12 protein-coding genes are annotated in these 17,000 nt (G+C 59.4%); 10 read left to right on the top strand and 2 right to left on the bottom strand.

Annotated features, from left to right (window positions below; translation table 11 throughout):
* Positions 1-33 precede the first annotated feature (33 nt).
* A complete protein-coding gene (locus GFJ39_RS01265; RefSeq protein WP_153429219.1) occupies positions 34-1,230 on the bottom strand; it encodes an L-dopachrome tautomerase-related protein in 1,197 nt (398 codons plus the stop codon).
* Between the two features lie 258 nt (positions 1,231-1,488).
* On the opposite strand from GFJ39_RS01265, the gene GFJ39_RS01260 reads away from it, so the two are divergent.
* The 7 genes from GFJ39_RS01260 to acs all read left to right on the top strand — a co-directional run bounded on the left by GFJ39_RS01260 (position 1,489) and on the right by acs (position 14,098).
* Positions 1,489-3,912 carry a TonB-dependent receptor plug domain-containing protein gene (locus tag GFJ39_RS01260; protein ID WP_228391737.1) on the top strand — a complete coding sequence of 808 codons (2,424 nt, stop codon included), beginning with the start codon at positions 1,489-1,491 and terminating at the stop codon, positions 3,910-3,912.
* Between the two features lie 1,103 nt (positions 3,913-5,015).
* Positions 5,016-7,139 (top strand): hypothetical protein, encoded by a 2,124-nt coding sequence (locus GFJ39_RS01255; protein ID WP_153429218.1) that lies wholly within the window; start codon positions 5,016-5,018, stop codon positions 7,137-7,139.
* 135 nt (positions 7,140-7,274) lie between these two features.
* A complete protein-coding gene (locus GFJ39_RS01250; RefSeq protein ID WP_228391732.1) occupies positions 7,275-7,793 on the top strand; it encodes a DUF3576 domain-containing protein in 519 nt (172 codons plus the stop codon).
* 7 nt (positions 7,794-7,800) lie between these two features.
* Positions 7,801-10,398 (top strand): leucine--tRNA ligase, encoded by a 2,598-nt coding sequence (leuS, locus tag GFJ39_RS01245; RefSeq protein ID WP_153429217.1) that lies wholly within the window; start codon positions 7,801-7,803, stop codon positions 10,396-10,398.
* The gene (locus GFJ39_RS01240) at positions 10,398-11,069 is read left to right on the top strand and encodes a hypothetical protein (RefSeq protein ID WP_153429216.1); all 672 of its coding nucleotides are present in this window, start codon (positions 10,398-10,400) and stop codon (positions 11,067-11,069) included. The genes leuS and GFJ39_RS01240 overlap by 1 nt, the downstream gene beginning before the upstream one ends.
* Positions 11,070-11,072: 3 nt before the next feature.
* A complete protein-coding gene (holA, locus tag GFJ39_RS01235; protein WP_325062774.1) occupies positions 11,073-12,074 on the top strand; it encodes a DNA polymerase III subunit delta in 1,002 nt (333 codons plus the stop codon).
* 116 nt (positions 12,075-12,190) lie between these two features.
* Positions 12,191-14,098, top strand: a complete 1,908-nt coding sequence (acs, locus tag GFJ39_RS01230; protein WP_153429215.1) for an acetate--CoA ligase — start codon at positions 12,191-12,193, stop codon at positions 14,096-14,098.
* Positions 14,099-14,118: 20 nt separating this feature from the next.
* Here acs and GFJ39_RS01225 read toward each other — a convergent pair whose 3' ends face one another.
* Positions 14,119-14,430, bottom strand: a complete 312-nt coding sequence (locus tag GFJ39_RS01225; protein WP_153429356.1) for a hypothetical protein — start codon at positions 14,428-14,430, stop codon at positions 14,119-14,121.
* A gap of 160 nt (positions 14,431-14,590) precedes the next feature.
* Between GFJ39_RS01225 and GFJ39_RS01220 the strand changes: the two genes are divergently transcribed.
* The 3 genes from GFJ39_RS01220 to GFJ39_RS01210 form a co-directional block, all read left to right on the top strand.
* Positions 14,591-15,571, top strand: coding sequence for an AEC family transporter (locus tag GFJ39_RS01220; protein ID WP_153429214.1), 981 nt, complete (start codon positions 14,591-14,593; stop codon positions 15,569-15,571).
* Positions 15,568-16,035: a low molecular weight protein-tyrosine-phosphatase gene (locus GFJ39_RS01215; RefSeq protein WP_153429213.1), complete on the top strand. Its 468-nt coding sequence runs from the start codon at positions 15,568-15,570 to the stop codon at positions 16,033-16,035. Before GFJ39_RS01220 ends, GFJ39_RS01215 begins: the two co-directional genes overlap by 4 nt.
* Before the next feature lie 37 nt (positions 16,036-16,072).
* Positions 16,073-17,000 (top strand): 2-hydroxyacid dehydrogenase (locus GFJ39_RS01210; protein ID WP_325062773.1); only part of this gene is annotated, 928 nt, incomplete at its 3' end.

Genomic DNA, 17,000 nt, shown 5'->3' with positions numbered 1-17,000 from the left:
GATTATTCCATCGGGGCTTTTTCGTATCCTCGGTCAGGTTTTCTGCCCCTGCGGCAGGGCGTCGTAAGGCTGCGGCTGTTCGATCGGAAAGCGGATCAGAAGATAGGGCGTGACCCTGCGATCGGTCCCCTCATTAAATGATGCGAGGCGGTTCCACTGCCCGAACGTGCAATAGACATGATCCGCAGTTGCGAAAATCCCGTCCGGTGAGAGAGCACGCGGATCGCGGAGCATCATTTTGAACGATCCATCCGGGTCGCGCCGCAGAATGCAGTCGTGTTCGTAATTCGTCGTATAGAGCCGGTTCTGGTCATCCAGGGCCAGACCATCCGCCACCCCCTTCTCGCCTTCGTCACGAATGGCGGGGCCGAGAACGGCATCATCCGACGCGGGATCGACGAGAAGATCCACCGACAGACTGTAAAGCCGGCGGCTGGTCAAGGGAGCGAAATAGAGACATTTTTCGTCCTTCGTTAGCGCAATCCCATCCACGCCACCTGAGACCATCTGCGGATGACCGGGGATATAGCGGCGGGGCTCGCCTTCCACGATGGCCAGAAATCCGGTTTCCGGAAGGATTGCGGGATGCGTCGTCAGCACGCGACGGGCCTGCTGGGTCGCGACATCGACGATCACCAGTCCGGGGCTTGTTCCGAAGGATGAATCGGTCACGAAGACCGTCCCCTGCGCTCCATGGGACAGCGACACCCGCAGATCGTTCATGTGGCTGTCCGGCAGAAGCACCGGCGCCTTGAGGATGATCCTGTGCACGACCCGGTTCGTTGCCGGATCAATGCAGACGATCTTCGCTGCTCCCGGCCGCAGGGGAAGCCCGGCGCGCTTGCCGTCATCGATGATCCAGAGCCTGCCGCTCCGGTCCAGGGTCATACCGTGAACGGAAACAAGACACTCTTCCGGAACATTCCCCGGTAGACTCATTTCGGAATTAGGATAAGGTATGACCTTCCCACCCACCAGTTCGCCGAGAGTTGCTCCCTTATGATCCACGGCATGACGTGGAAAACCGACAAAAATTCTGCCATTCGGCAGAACCACGATCCCCGACGGGCCAGGGCCATCGAATTCGGCAACGATATCAAGCTCCCCGTAAGGACCCGTGCCGCTATCCTCGTTTCCGGCTGCACGCGCCTGGGCAACCGGCAGTGCTGCAGAAACCGCGAGAGAGGCTGGGGTCGTCGAGGCTACCCGCAGGAAATAACGTCGCTTCATGCACAAACTCCCGAAATCCATTTGCAAGACACACCGTTTCCATAACGCCCCAACCGTGTAAGGAACGCCACAGCCCCTCCAAAATGTGATCGAAATTTTTCCGGAACCGGAAAATGATGTTGACGTTCCGCAAATACGAAACAACTCTGTATTTCGTATAAACTACTAACTTATCGCGTGGTAAAAGTGCTGACCCAGCTTTCCCTTCGTCATGTGACCCTTCTGGGGACTTCCCTTCTTGGCTCTGCCTTTGTCCTGATGATGGACGGAAGCCGGGCTGCGACAACGCAATCCGTTCCGGTTCAGCACAAACAGGCCCATGCAACCCCCGCGTCCCGGAAGGTCGGCTCCCGCCCCGCTCCGAAACCGCCGTCGGAAGTGTCGGGGGGTAGTGAAGCGATCGTTGTGACGGGAACGCGTGAGTTCGGAAAGAAAGCGCGGGATTCGATTGCTCCTGTCGACATCGTGACGAATCGCCAGTTGACAGGCACGGGCCAGCCCACGCTCCGCGACTCTCTGGCGCTGTTGCTGCCGTCCCTCACCGTTCCCACAGGCGGTTTTGATGCGGGCGCCCTGACCGACACCATTTCGCTCCGCGGACTCAACCCCAACGAGACCCTCGTTCTGGTGGACGGCAAGCGGCGCCATACCACAGCGAATATCTATGCGGATGGAGGTCCCGCGCAGGGGTCCACGCCTGTCGATATCGACATGATCCCCATGTCCATGATCGACCATATCGAGGTCCTGCGGGACGGTGCATCCGCCCAGTACGGTTCGGACGCCATTGCAGGCGTCGTCAACATCATCCTGAAGAAGCAGAATCATGGTCTGACCATGCGCTCGAACACGGGAATCACGAGCGAAGGCGATGGTTTCCAGCAGGGCGTGTTCATTGATGGTGGCCTGAATCTGAACAATCGCGGCTTCGTTCATATCGGCGGCGATTTCGTGCATCAGGACCATACGGTCCGGTCCGGGGCGGACAACCGGACCAACACCTATGTCAATCAGCTTCTCGGACAGCCCGAACAGACCCGTGAGAGCGTCGCCATCAATGCCGGCTACGACATCACCGATAATGTGCAGGCCTATGCCAGCGCGACCTATGCGCACCGGCATGCGGAATCGTATCAGAACTACCGACTGGCCTCCACGCTCGCCAAATATCCCGGCTATGCCGCGATCTATCCATACGGCTACGCCCCCATTGAGGCCCTGAACGAGGACGACTACGAACTGACGGCCGGCTTCAAGGGGACCCTGGCAGGCTGGCACTGGGATGTATCCTCGGTTTTCGGGCGGGATTACGACGCCTTCGATACCGAGAGCTCAACGAATGTGGGTCTGTACACGGCCACGGGGCAAACACCGACGTCCTTCGCCGCACAGTCCTATAACGACACTCAGTGGACGAACAGCGTCGACCTGAGCCGCAAGTTCCGCACGTCCTTCTGGCCCTATGCCATCAACGTCGCAGGGGGAGCGTCCTATCGGTACGAGGCCTATGCCATCGGCACCGGGTCTCCGGCGAGCTACACCTATTCCAGTTCGGATGGCTTTCCTGGCACCAACCCGGCCAATGCAGGCAAATGGTCCCGTGACGTTGCGGCGGGCTATCTCGACATCTCCACGAACCTGATGAAGCACTGGCAGATCGATCTGGCAGGCCGCGTCGAGCACTACACGGATGTCGGCAACACCAAGACCGGCAAGATCTCGACCCGCTACGATTTCAGCCCGCGCTTTGCCATCCGCGGCACGTTCAGCAATGGCTTCCATGCGCCGACGCTGGCGCAGGAGCATTATTCCGCACTCTCCGTCTCTCCGACCGCGGCCAGCGGCATCATTGCGGCGAACTCCGCCGGCGCACTCGCCAATGGCGCCTCGACCCTGAAGCCGGAATCTTCCACGAGTGCGGAAGGTGGCATCATCGTCGAGCCGATCAAGAAGCTCCACGTCACCGTCGACGTATATCAGATCGACCTGCGCGACCGGATCATGCCAGGGGGTACGATCTACGGATCGCAGGCGTACAGCGCGCTCCAGGCTGATGGTTTCAACCTGCCTGCAGGGTCCGAAAACTGGGCTGGAAGCCAGCTTGCCACGCACTGGTTCGCCAATGTCGCCAATACCCGCACTCAGGGCCTCGATCTGACGGCGACCTATCCAACCGATTTCGGTCGTTATGGTCATGCGGACTGGGATGTGGCGATCAACCTGAACCGTACACGTCTGCGCCATCAGGCGGCCAGTACGACGGGAGCGGCCCTTCTGAACGCCCAGTACATCGCCTATCTCACTACGGCATATCCCCGCAGCAAGATTATCTTCGGTGGGACCTGGCGCTCTGCCCGCAACAAGTGGGCCGTCTCCGTCCATGAGATCCGTTATGGCGAGACAACGTCCCAGCTCACCTACTACACCGGGCCTTATACCTACTCCACGAGCCACTTCCTGGAGTTCCAGAATGTGCCGAAATGGACGACGAACGCCTCCGTTACCTACAACATTACGCCCAAATGGAGCGCCACGATCGGCGGGAACAACATCTTCGCCAAGTTCCCGTCCGTCGTGCCGGAAGGAAACCGCTATCTGGGCGTGCCCAAATATTACATGAGCACATCCCAGCTCGGCATGAATGGCGGGTATTATTATCTGGATGTTTCAGCGCGCTTCTAAGCGCCGGCTACATCGGAGAAGCGCCGCATGACAGTTGAGCAAGGCGTCCGGGCAAATGCACCCCGGACGCCTGTCGGCATCACAGAATACGGGTCCGTCTCCGTGAATCTCTGAAGAACTGCACCTGTCACTGTTCAGATTATCCACAGACCAGCATACGCATTTCCGCTTAGTGCCCTGTAAGTTGTATCCCCATTAGAAATCGTGCCTGGAGACGTAATTTCGAGCGTCTTCCTTTCGTTGAGGATCGCAATTTTCGGGCAATTGGCGGAATTCACACCAGAGAGGGCACGCTCAATTCCCGTACTGGTCAGCGAGCAACGTCATCCCTGTACGGCAGCTTGTCTGTGTGGTGTCCGCGAGAGGATTCGAACCTCCGACCCCAGGATTCTTACCACTTCGGTTTTCACCGCCATGCCCAAAAGCATGTTCGTGGTCTGGACTGTCTCTTCACCATGGCCAGAAAGCCAAGGTGTCACCCGTACAGTCTCTACACCTTCTCGCCGGCAAGCCGGAAAGCTTGGCTCGGGATTGGCACGATCAAGACGATCAGAGCGTTCCCCGAATTTGAGCGAATCCACCATGCGGTTTCCCATCATGGCGCCCAATTCAAACCTTAGGAATCCTGTGCTCTATCCTGCTGAGCTACGCGGACAAACAAGTTCATTCTATCGCAGTTATATGATCGCTGCAACCGCATCGGTTTTCATCGAGTATGAAAAATGTCAGGAATTCTCCCTCCAAACCAGCGTGCGCCAGAAGGAAGCGAGAAAAATCGCCTCCCTCGACAGGACATATCCTTAGATGATGAAGATCACATATCCCGTTTATGCTATTTAAACTTTTTCTGGTTAGCCTTTATAAGCGAGGCTCCTGCTACGGCCTTGCGCGACATCTTTTTTCCATCAAAAAGGTGATCTGTTTTTCTGGTAGTACCAAATCCTGAGTAGGATAGAGCGCGTTCGCAGCTGGCATCCTACACAATACCCCTCTGTGGGGTTTGCAGGTTTGACTGGGTTGAGAATTGCCATGCTCTGCGTTGCTGACAACGATTTACTGAAAAAGTCTGGAGTCTCCGTGCTTTTCGGCAAGGAATGCTGATTGTGGAGGCGACGAAGATAGTCGACAGTTCATCCCGTCATATCCGCGAGACCGATCCCACCCTTCTGCGCATGCGACTGATCGGGCAGATGGAGGCGAGAACCCTCACGGGCGAAAGCGTGCTCCCGGTCGGAGGTAAAACACGGGCACTTCTGGCCATTCTTGCTCTTTCTGACCGAAAGCCGGTTCTCCGATCCCGGCTGGCGGAACTGTTGTGGAGCCAGCGCCCCGAGGAAATGGCGCGCGCGTCCCTGCGGCAGGAAATCCACCGTCTTCTGGACGCACTGAGTCCACTGGGGGTGGATGTCATCGACGTTCAGCGACACTCACTGGCCCTGAAGCCCGCCCTCACCTCGGTGGATGCGGAAAGGCTGCTCACTGTCAGTGTCCGGACGATCGACAGTGTGGCCCTGCCTGACGAACCTCTCCTTGGGGAACTGACCGGCGTGGATCCGGCGCTGGACGAATGGCTGATCCAGCAGAGGGAACGCCTTTCGGCACATCTCCAGCGAGTTTATGAAAATGCCGTTCAGGAACTGACGGACCCGGATCAGATCGAGGACGTGGCCGAACGTCTGTTGAAATTTGACGGACTGAACGAGATTGCCTGGCGGGCCAGGGTGCAGATGGCCCTGCATCGTGGCGACAAGGGGAGGGCAGCCGCGCTGGCTGACCAGATGACCCATCTTTTCGGAGACGCGGAGACCCCCTCCCTTACTCCGTCAACGCAGGCACTGATCAAGAGCATTCCGACTGAAAACCCGAGCAGGGACCTGGTAAAGGATTTCTCTTCAGTACCCTTGGCCGCCGGGGGGGCTGAAGCCCCTTTCATGGCCACTGTGCCGCGTCCGGATCCGATGCTGGCCATGCCACTGCATTACGCCGCACAGCATCCGGACGCAGCGGAGCCCCGGAAAATCTCGCTGCTTTTCCTGCCTCCCTTCTGTACGGATGAAACGCCTGCCGAACAGGGCCGGAATCTGCGGGATCAACTGGAACTCATATTCGTCAATATGGGCGCTTTCGATATTCTTGCACGTCCTGAATTTTCCCAGCCCCACTCTGTGAGTGCGGCCGCGATCTATCGATCCTGCGGCGTGGATTACATCATTTCCGGAAATCTGCGGACAGATCCTGAGGGAACTGAAAACCGGCTGATCCTCCGCGTGCTGGACGCCCGGCGCGGGGGTACCATCATCTGGGGAACACATTACGATTTCCCGTCCTCAGGCCCGGATACAGCAAAAAACAGCCTTCTGGCCCCCGCGCAGGCGATGCAATGGAGCATCTTCATCACCGAAGCCCGCCGGATTGCAGCCCGTCCCGACGCAGAACTTTCAGCACTTGGAATGGCATTGCGGGCTTTCATACTACTCCTGCGGCATGATTCTTCGCTTTTCGGGAGAATTGGATTTCTACTGGAACGTGCCGTCGATCTGGACGGAGACGACGGCACAATTGCCCTCATTGATGCCCTGCATTGCTATATTCGTTTCTTAAATGACTGGAGTCCTGAAGCCGACGCTATTTTTGCCCATGGCCTTCGCAGCGTTCGTGCCGCCGTTTCTCTGATGCCGGATTTGCATGCGGTCGAAGTTCTCCTCGCAGCGTATCTGATGCATCAGCCTGTCATGCACAATACCGCTCTCTCGGTTGCCCGATCCGCGGTCGAGGGAATCTCCCGGATCAAGGGGCCTCACGAGGATTCTCCAGACCTTTTGATGGCGAAGACTGTTCTGGCCCTGCTCGGAGGAGATATGAAAGCAGCAGCCGAAAAAGTGAATCTGCTATTGGAAAACAAGTATCGCTCACAGTTGCTTGAACTCCTGCGACCGGTTTTCATGATGGTCCTGCTCCTGGGGGAAGACTATCAGGAAGTAATCTCAATGGGCCGGTTGATGTCCGGGCTTTATCCGTCCTGCCCGAGTTCTCTGGTTTATTATCTCATCGCCCTGATTGAAGTGGGTGACTGTGCCGAAGAGATGCATCAGGTCTGCCGCCACCTTCTTCGTCTGGTGCCGGATCTGACCATTTCCAGAGCTGTCAGCCGGTTTCCTTGCGCGGGGAAGACACGACTGACGAGGCTGGCTGAAGCACTGGGCGAGGCCGGCCTGGCTGAAGGATAAGAACATCTTCCTTCAGGTGCTTGGCCTCTTGCCGCCGGCACGATATGAACACTCAAACAGAAGTTGCCGGCTGCAGGCCTCGCCAGTCTGCATCCTTGCTTGTGACCGGCCCTGGCGCGGCCCGCAGGACCACACATGATGTCTCGCATCCAGTTAACCGTTCTTCGCCCCCTCCACCAGCCGACAACCCGGCTTGCTCTGGGCTTTTTGGCGCTCGGCGCTCTTGCCGCCTGCGGCAGCGGGCGTGACCCCAGCACCCTGACCGCGCCCCGCAATCATCTTCTCGGAGTGGATCGCGGCGCCGAAGGTGGCGCTGACGAACTGCGCGGCGGTGTGAACGCATATCTGTGGCGTGGAGCGATCGACACCCTGTCCTTCATGCCGCTGGCCTCTGCCGATGCCGTGGGCGGTGTCATTCTGACGGACTGGTATCAGCCGTCCGCCAGCCAGAACGAGCGGTTCAAGATTGCAGCCTATGTGCTGGACCGTCGCCTGCGTTCGGACGCCCTGCGGGTTTCCGTGTTCCGGCAGGTTCTGCAGGACGGCCAGTGGGAAGACACTCCTGTTTCCGCCACCACCACTTCCGACATCACCACCCGTATCCTGGCGCGTGCACGTCAGCTGCGTGCCGAAAATGGCGAGCGGGACAACTGAGTCAGACATGAGCGATACCACAGCCCCCGCATTCGATTTCCAGAATCGCGAACCATTCTGGCAGAACGAATGGAAGCGGCGGAATACCTTTGCGGTTCCGGATGTTCCCCCGGCCGATCGTCCGAAATACTATGTGCTGGAGATGTTCCCGTACCCGTCGGGACAGCTTCATGTCGGACATGTCCGAAACTACACGCTCGGGGATGTGGTCGCGCGCTACAAACGGGCCCGTGGTTTCGCTGTCATGCACCCTATGGGATGGGACGCGTTCGGTCTGCCGGCGGAAAATGCCGCCCGTGAACGCAATGTCCATCCTGGCAAGTGGACGATGGACAACATCGCCACCATGCGGGGCACGCTGCAGCGTCTGGGTTTCTCGCTGGACTGGGACCGTGAGATCGCGACCTGTCTGCCGGAATATTACGGCAAGCAGCAGAAGCTGTTCACCGACATGCTGGCCGCCGGTCTGGTCGAGCGGCGGGACTCTCTGGTCAACTGGGATCCGGTCGACGAGACGGTTCTTGCGAACGAGCAGGTCGTGGATGGGCGCGGCTGGCGCTCGGGAGCACTGATCGAGAAGAAGAAGCTCTCCCAGTGGTTCCTGAAAATCACGAAATTCGCTCAGCCCCTGCTCGATGATCTGAAGACGCTTGATCGCTGGCCCGAACGCGTCCGGACAATGCAGGAGCGCTGGATCGGCCGTTCGGAAGGCGCGCGGGTCCGCTTTGCGCTGCATCAGCCGCCCGTCGGTTATGACGAGGATCTCGACAGCATCGAAGTTTTCACGACGCGCCCTGACACTCTGTTCGGCCTGAGCTTCATCGGGATTTCGGCGGAACATCCGCTGGCCCGAAAGGTTGCGGAAAGCAACCCGCAGGCTGCTGCCTTTATTGGGGAATGTCGCCGTCTCGGGACGTCCGAGGAAGTGATCGAAGCTGCCGAGAAGCGCGGATTCGACACAGGTCTGCGGGTAGCCAACCCGCTTGATCCCGAAAAAACGGCGCCTGTCTGGATCGCCAATTTCGTCCTGATGGATTACGGCACGGGCGCTGTTTTTGGCTGCCCGTGTGGCGATCAGCGCGATCTCGATTTCGCCCGCAAATACGACCTGCCGGTTCCGCAGGTTCTGCTGCCCCCGGGGCAGGATGCCGACACTTTTGTGCTGGGCAAGAAAGCGGTTTCGGGCGACGCGACGCTTTTCAATTCGGGTTTCCTCGATGGGCTGGATCCTGCTGCGGCGCGGACGAAAGTCATTGAGCGTCTTGAAGGTCTGGGGGCTGGCAAGGGCGTCGTGAACTGGCGCCTGCGCGACTGGGGCATTTCTCGTCAGCGCTACTGGGGCTGCCCCATTCCCATCATCCATTGCGACACCTGCGGCCCGGTTCCGGTGCCAGATGAGCAGCTTCCCGTCATCCTGCCGGAAGACGTGACATTTGATCGTCCCGGCAATCCGCTCGATCACCATCCGACCTGGAAGCACGTCAACTGCCCGCATTGCGGCAATCCTGCGGTTCGCGAAACCGATACTTTCGACACTTTCGTTGACAGTTCCTGGTATTTCGCCCGCTTCACCAGTCCGCATGCCGAAACTCCGACGGTTCCGGCGGCGGCGAATGGCTGGCTGCCGGTGGACCAGTATATCGGCGGCATCGAGCATGCGATCCTGCATCTGCTCTATGCGCGTTTCTTCACCCGCGCGATGCATGAAACCGGGCATCTGGATGTGGACGAGCCGTTTGCCGGCCTCTTCACCCAGGGCATGGTAACGCATGAGAGCTACCGCGACGACAGTGGCTGGCTGTATCCCGAAGAGGTCGAGCGGCAGGGCGATCAGGTCGTGCGCCGTGAGTCCGGCACGCCGGTTCAGGTCGGACGCTCGGAAAAGATGTCCAAATCCAAGCGCAACACGGTGTCTCCGGTCGACATCATCGAGCGTTATGGCGCGGATACGGCCCGCTGGTTCGTTCTCTCCGATAGTCCGCCCGAGAGGGACATGGAATGGACGGCCGCAGGCGTTGCCGCTGCTGCCCGCTTTGGCCAGAGGCTGCACCGTCTCGTGGCCTCCGTGGCCACACGGGATGCAGCCGACAGTGCACATGGTGTGGCGGGGGATGACCTGCGCCGTGTCACACACCGGACCATTGCCGCCGTCGGTGAAGCTCTCGAAGCCTTCACCCCGAATGTTGCCGTGGCCCGTCTGCATGAACTGACCTCGGCTCTGGCAGATGCGGAGCGCCTTGAAGGTGCCGGCATTGCCGCTGCGCGCCGTGAGGCGGCCCGCGTGCTGTGTCTGCTGACGGCTCCGATGATGCCCCATCTTGCGGAAGACATGATGGCGGTTCTGGAACCGGGCAGTGCGCTGGTTGTGGAGCGTCCCTGGCCGGAAGCCGAAGAAAAATGGCTGGCCGTGCAGAGTGTGACGATCGGTGTGCAGATCCTTGGCAAGCTGCGCGGAACCATTGAAGTTCCGCCCAATGCGCCGAAGGAAGACGTGCTGGCCGCAGCGAAGAGCGAGCCGAACGTGGCCCGTCTGCTTGAAGGGAAACGACTGGTGAAGGAAATCCATGTTCCGAACCGGATCGTCAATTTCGTGGTGGCGAGCTGATGTCTGACCGGCGCGGCGCCTTTCTGCTCACGGCTTTCCTTCTGCTGGGGGGGTGTGGTTTTTCTCCCCTCTATGGAAAGCTGACCCCGAAAACCGACATGTCGGAAGAGTTGGCACAGATTTATGTGGACAACATTCCGGGGCGTTATGGCCAGGAACTCCGTCTGGCCCTGCAGAAAAATCTGGCCGGCGCCGGGCCGGAAGACCCTCATAAATACATGCTGAAAGTCTCTTCCGGCATGAACGAGGAAGCGATCGACATCCATCAGGACAATACGTCCGGCCGCACCCGGAGCACAGGAGCGGCGCACTGGATGCTCATCACCGTCGAGCAGAATCCGCGCCTTCTGGCGCAGGGAGATGCAACGACGCTGGATGGTTTCAACACCACGTTCGAGCAGTATTTCGCCCAGACCCTGAATGATGAAACGCTTCAGGCACGCGTTTCGGACACGCTGGCGCAGACCATGACGCAGCAGATCGCAATCTGGTTCCGCAATCACAACATGCCTGAGAAAGCCGCGACGGATGAACTGCCGCGCTATCTGAACACGGACCGCATGCCGGATGACAACGGCAATGCCGCCACCGACCGGACGGGTGTCGATGGCTTCCCGGCTTCCGCAACGGGCCGTCTGTCCAGAAGCACGACCAGCACGTCTGCGCAGTAAGTGGTGAAGATCGACGCACGAAGCATCAGTCGGACACTGGCCGATGCCGGGTCCTGGCGGGCCATCGTGCTTCATGGCGAAGATACCGGTCTTATTCGTGAACGTGCGGCGCAGGCGGTCAGGCTGGTGGCCGGGACGACGGATGATCCGTTCCAGGTGGCTCAGCTGGATCGGGAAACGCAGGACCGGCTCGAAGAAGAGGCCACGGCACTTTCCCTGATCGGCGGGCGACGGGTGGTCTGGGTGCGTGAGGCTCAGGACAGTCTGGCCCCTCTGTTCAAGCGGGTGCTTGAGACCGAAACAGAAACCCTGATCGTTATCGAGGCTCCGGGAATTACGGCGCGCTCGAAACTGCGCGCCCTCGCCGAAGCCCACAAGCAGGTCGCGTCCATCGCCTGTTATCCCGAAGAAGGACGCGCCCTCTCCCAGACCGTGACGGATGCTCTCGGCCAAGCCGGTGTGACGATCGACCGCGATGCCCTGACCTGGCTGATGGGCGTGCTTGGCTCCGACCGCGGTGGCGTGCGGGGCGAGATCGAGAAGCTTGTTCTGTATGCGGGCGAAAAGGGCCGTCTCGATCTACAGGCCGTGCAGGACTGTGTCGGCGATGCGGGCGGCAATTCCTTGGAAGATGCCGCTTTTTCCGCGCTGTGCGGAAACCGTATGATGGCCGATCAGGCTCTGGAGCGGGCACTGGCCGATGGCGCCAACCCCGTGGCGGTCGCACGAACCGTTCTGGGCGTTCTGGTGCGGCTTCAGAAAGTTGCGCAGGGCGTGCAGGATGGTCAGGGACGGGCCGAGACCATGAAGGCACTCAGGCCCCCCGTATTCTTCAAGCGGACGGCGGCTTTCAACCAGGCGCTCGACCGGTGGCCTCTTGCGGCTCTGAGCACAGCGGCCTGGGAAACGCAGGCGTTCGAACTGGCCTGCAAGCAGAGCGCATCCCCTGACATGGCGCTGTGCAGGCGGCATATCGCCTCTCTGTGCACCGTCAGGAAGACCTGAACCGTTCAGGCAGGAATGGGGATAAGTAATTTTCCTCTATTTCCGATCCCTCAAGCCAAATATAACGATGCGCCCGCTATATGGCGTTCGTCTTTCGTGCGTAAGGTTTCAGGTCCATGTCTCTTTCTTCCCAACCTCATACATTTCGCCTGTCTCCGGCGGACTATGGCCATCTAGTGGAACAGGCCACTGTCGCGCCTGAACAGTACTGGGCGCGTGAGAGCACACGGCTGACCTGGAGCACCAACCCCAGTCAGGCCCATTGCACCAAAGACGGCTGGTTTCCGGGCGGAGTGCTCAATGCGAGCGTCAACTGTCTGGACCGGCATCTCGAGAAGCGCGGCGATCAGCACGCCCTTGTCTGGCAGGCCGAAGAGACCGACCGGGTTGTGACCTTCACCTACCGAACGCTCCACGAGCGCGTCTGCCGCATGGCGAACGTGCTGCGCCAGCAGGGCGTACAGACAGGAGACCGGGTTGCCATTCACCTGCCGTCCGTCCCCGAAGGTCTGATCGCCATGCTTGCCTGCGCGCGGATCGGGGCCATCCACGTGGTTCTTTTCGGCGGGTTTTCTCCGGAAGCGATTGCCGACCGGCTGGCTGACAGTGGCGCGGTTCTGGTCATTACCGCCAATATGGGACGCCGCGGTCCCAAACGGATCCCGTTCAAGACGACGCTGGACGCCGCTCTGGACCTCCGTCTGGAAGCTCTCGCCGTCAGGCATGTTCTGGTCGTGAGCGTGACGCAGGACGACGTTGATCTGACGACGGGACGTGACATGTGGCTGACGCCCCTCCTCAACGAGGCACCGGCCGACTGCGCGGCGCAGGACATGCCCGCCTCAGCCCCGCTGTTCCTGCTGTACACATCCGGCAGCACCGGAAAGCCCAAGGGGATCGTGCATGGTACGGGCGGCTATCTGGTCTGGGCGTCCTATACCCATGAACTGGTCTTCGATCATCAGGAAGGCGACATCTTCTGGTGCACCGCCGATATCGGCTGGATCACCGGGCATACCTATGGCGTTTACGGCCCCCTGCTGAATGGCGGGACGATTCTGCTGTTCGAAGGCATGCCGTCCTATCCGGGACCGGGCCGCTGGTGGAGCGTCATTCAGGACCATAAGGTCACGACATTCTATACGTCTCCTACCGCGATCCGGGCTCTCATGCGCGAAGGCGACGAGGTTGTACAGCGTCATGATCTCTCCTCCCTGCGCGTTCTGGGGACTGTCGGCGAGCCCATCAGTCAGGAAGCCTGGTCCTGGTTCAATGACCATGTTGGCGGCGGGCGCTGCGCTTTCGTCGACACCTGGTGGCAGACGGAAAGCGGCGGGATCATGATTTCGCCCGTTCCGGGCGCCGTCCGAGAGAAGCCGGCTTCCGCCACGCTTCCCCTGCCCGGTGTCCATCCGGTTCTTCTGGACGAACGCGGCGCTCCGAAAGAAGGCGCAACGGAGGGTGTGCTCTGCCTCAGGGGTTCGTGGCCCGGCCGGGCGCTCACGATCTGGAATGATGCTGCCCTTTTCGAGCGCACCTATCTTCAGCCCTATCCCGGCTACTATTTCACGGGTGACGGCGCGCGGCGTGACGAGGACGGGTATTACTGGATCACCGGGCGCGTTGACGACGTGATCAACGTCTCCGGTCACCGGATCGGATCCGCAGAAATCGAAGACGCGCTGGCGACTGAACTGGCCATTGCGGAGAGTGCGGCGATCGGCGTCCCGCATGACCTCAAGGGACAGGGGATCGTCGTCTATGTCGTCCCGCGCGATAACGCTCCGGAGGATCTTCACGTCCGGGCCGCGAAGGCCATTACGTCAAAAGTGGGCCGCTATGCGGCGCCGGAACGCATTCATGTCGTGCCGGATCTTCCCAAGACCCGCTCGGGGAAAAGCGTTCGTCGCCTGCTTCGCAAGATTGCCTGCGGAGAGACCGAAGGATTTGGTGACCTCTCCACCCTTGCCGATCCTGAGATCGTTGCAACGCTGATCGCGCTGATCCAGGTACCGAAAAGCTGATCTGTCAGCCCTGACAGGGTTCAGACATCGGTCGTGCCGCCCGATGTCTGAACCGGGATGAGCGCGTCGCTCAGGAACCCGAAGACGACATGCATGAAATAAACGGAAATGGCCGCGACCAGCAACACGGCAAACAGCCGTCCGAAAATCCTGAACGACGCCACGATCAGCGCTCCCAGAAGCAGGAACAGCAGCACTGTCTGTGAGTTTCCCTGTATCCCGAGACTGGCCAGGACGGTGCGGGCCATGACCTCGATGATCGCCACACCGGCCACAACCACGCCCAGCAGTCCCAGGATCAGGCCCCACAACGTATCGAGTATGGATTGCATCACGTGATCTGGCACCGATTGAAAGAGGACAAGATCACTCCACAAAGCCATTCTCCGCGGCTCCGGTCAACTGTCATCTGCCATGGGGATAGACGAATGTTGGAGCGACCGTTACGAAAGGTGATCCTTTCCTGACCGGATTTTCTGACATGGATCATCGATGACGAGTTCGCCCGCCCTGCTGCTGACGATCGTTCAGTCCATTCTCCCGATTCTCGTAACGCTGGGATTTGGATATTTCGCGGCATACCGAAAGGATTTCGATGCCCAGCAGGCTGGTGTTCTGACACGTCTGGTCATGCTCTACGCGCTTCCGCTGGAACTGCTGGCGTCCATCCTCAGTACACCCCGCAACCAGGTTCTGGCAGCAGGTCCGGTCGCAGCTCTGATCCTGCTCGCCATGATCGGTGGCTATGGCCTGATCTTCGCCATCCTGCGCCTGCTACTCAAACGCCGTCTGGGTGAAGCGGCCCTGATCGCTATGACCATCACGGGTCCCTCCGTTCCCTTCATCGGCATTCCGGTTCTGGGACAGATCTTCGGTCCAGCCAGTTCGGTGCCGATTTCAATCGCGTCCCTGGCCATGAATCTGGTTCAGCTTCCCATCACCCTGATTCTGATGGGACATGACCGTGGCAGCCGCCATCGGGTCGAGACTGAAGGGAAAACCCGGAACGAACTCCGCGAGCTGCTGGGACACCTCTTGCATTCCTGCCGGGAGCCGGTCGTCTGGGTTCCGATGATGGCGCTTGTCCTGGTCAGCATCGGCGCCTTCCTGCCACAGTTTCTCAAGGGCTCACTTCAACTGCTCGGCCGCACAACCGGTGGCGCGGCGCTGTTCGCATCAGGCGTAGTGCTCTTTACGCGTCAGGTAAAATTCAGCCCTCTGGTCGGCGTGATCGTCAGTGTCCGGAATGTCATTATTCCCGGAATCATCTATGCGCTGGCCCGTCTGTGGCATCTTCCCCTGCCTGCACTTCAGGAGAGCGTCCTGACGATGGCGATCCCCAGTGCGTCGATCAACGTCATCCTTGCCATGCGCTATCATGTGCTGGAACGTGAAATTGCATCCGTTCTGTTCTTCGGAACGTTAAGTTCAATCTTCACGATGGCATTTTTCATTTGGCTGACAGGTGCATGACCAGTTTTCTTTTCGTGTGTACAGGCAATATCTGCCGCTCCCCCCTGGCCGAACTGGCCATGCGTCGCGAAGCCAGCCTGCGCGGACTGACCCTTGATATCGATTCTGCGGCAACCGGGCGCTGGAATCTCGGCGAGGCGCCTGACCCCCGTGCCCGTGTCGTCGCATCCAGACAGGGCCTGGATGCGTCACCGCTTCGGGCACGTCTTGTCACCAAAGAAGATTTCGACCGGTTTGACCACATCATTGCGATGGACCATTCCCATCTCGCCATCCTCAGACAGATGCGCCCTCATCAATCAAAAGCGCGCCTTTCCCTGATGCTGGACCATATTCCCGCCCGTGCCGGACAGGACGTCATTGACCCCTATTACGGCCCGGATGAAGGCTTCATCACGACATGGGAAGACGTCGAAGCCGCTTGTGCCGCCCTTGCCAGAACAGTTCTTGGTCCCCGTCCCTGAAGCTTCTAGCTTGAGGGAAACAGAAATGGAGAATTCCGTGTCCCCCAAACCTGACATTCTGACAATTGATCCCCTCGTGCCGCTCATGAAGGAAAGGCTGGAGAAATCGTTTACACTTCACCCCTACACATCACTGGAAAATCTGAAGAACATTGCTCCTGCCATTCGCGGGATTACGACAGGTGGCGGATCCGGGGTTCCTGCCGAAATCATGGACGCCCTGCCCAATCTTGAAGTCATTTCCGTCAACGGCGTGGGCACGGACCGCATCAATCTGGATGAGGCAAAACGGCGCAATATCGGGGTCGCCACAACCCAGAACACCCTGACGGACGACGTGGCCGACATGGCCGTCGCGCTGATGATGGCGATGATGCGGGGCATCGTAACGAACGATGCCTTCGTCCGTGCTGGAAAATGGCCGTCCGCCACGCCTCCCCTCGGACGAAGCCTGACACGGAAAAAAGTGGGCATCGCAGGATTCGGACATATCGGCCAGGCGATTGCCAAACGCATCTCGGCGTTCGGAATGGAGGTGGCCTACTTCAACTCACACGCCCGGCCTGAAAGCACCTACCACTTCGAGCCTGATCTGAAGGCGCTGGCAACCTGGTGCGATGTCCTGATCCTGGCGGTCTCAGGCGGTCCACGATCCGCCAACATGATCGACAGGGACATCCTGGATACTCTGGGCAAGGACGGTTTCCTGGTCAATATCGCCAGAGGAACAGTGGTTGACGAAGCAGCACTTCTGAGCGCCTTGCAGGAAAAACGCATCGCTGGCGCAGGGCTGGACGTTTTCCAGAACGAACCGAATATCAACCCGGCTTTTCTAAGCCTGCCAAACACCGTTCTGCAGGCCCATCAGGCGTCGGCCACAGACGAAACCAGAACAGCCATGGCTAATCTGGTCGTGGACAACCTGATTGCCTATTTCACCGACAAAACCCTGCTTACGCCCGTAA

Origin of the sequence: Gluconobacter aidae (assembly GCF_009547075.1) — a bacterium.
GTDB lineage: Bacteria > Pseudomonadota > Alphaproteobacteria > Acetobacterales > Acetobacteraceae > Gluconobacter > Gluconobacter aidae.
The sequence above is the reverse complement of the archived record's forward strand: the minus strand, read 5'-3'. Positions and strand labels throughout refer to the sequence as shown.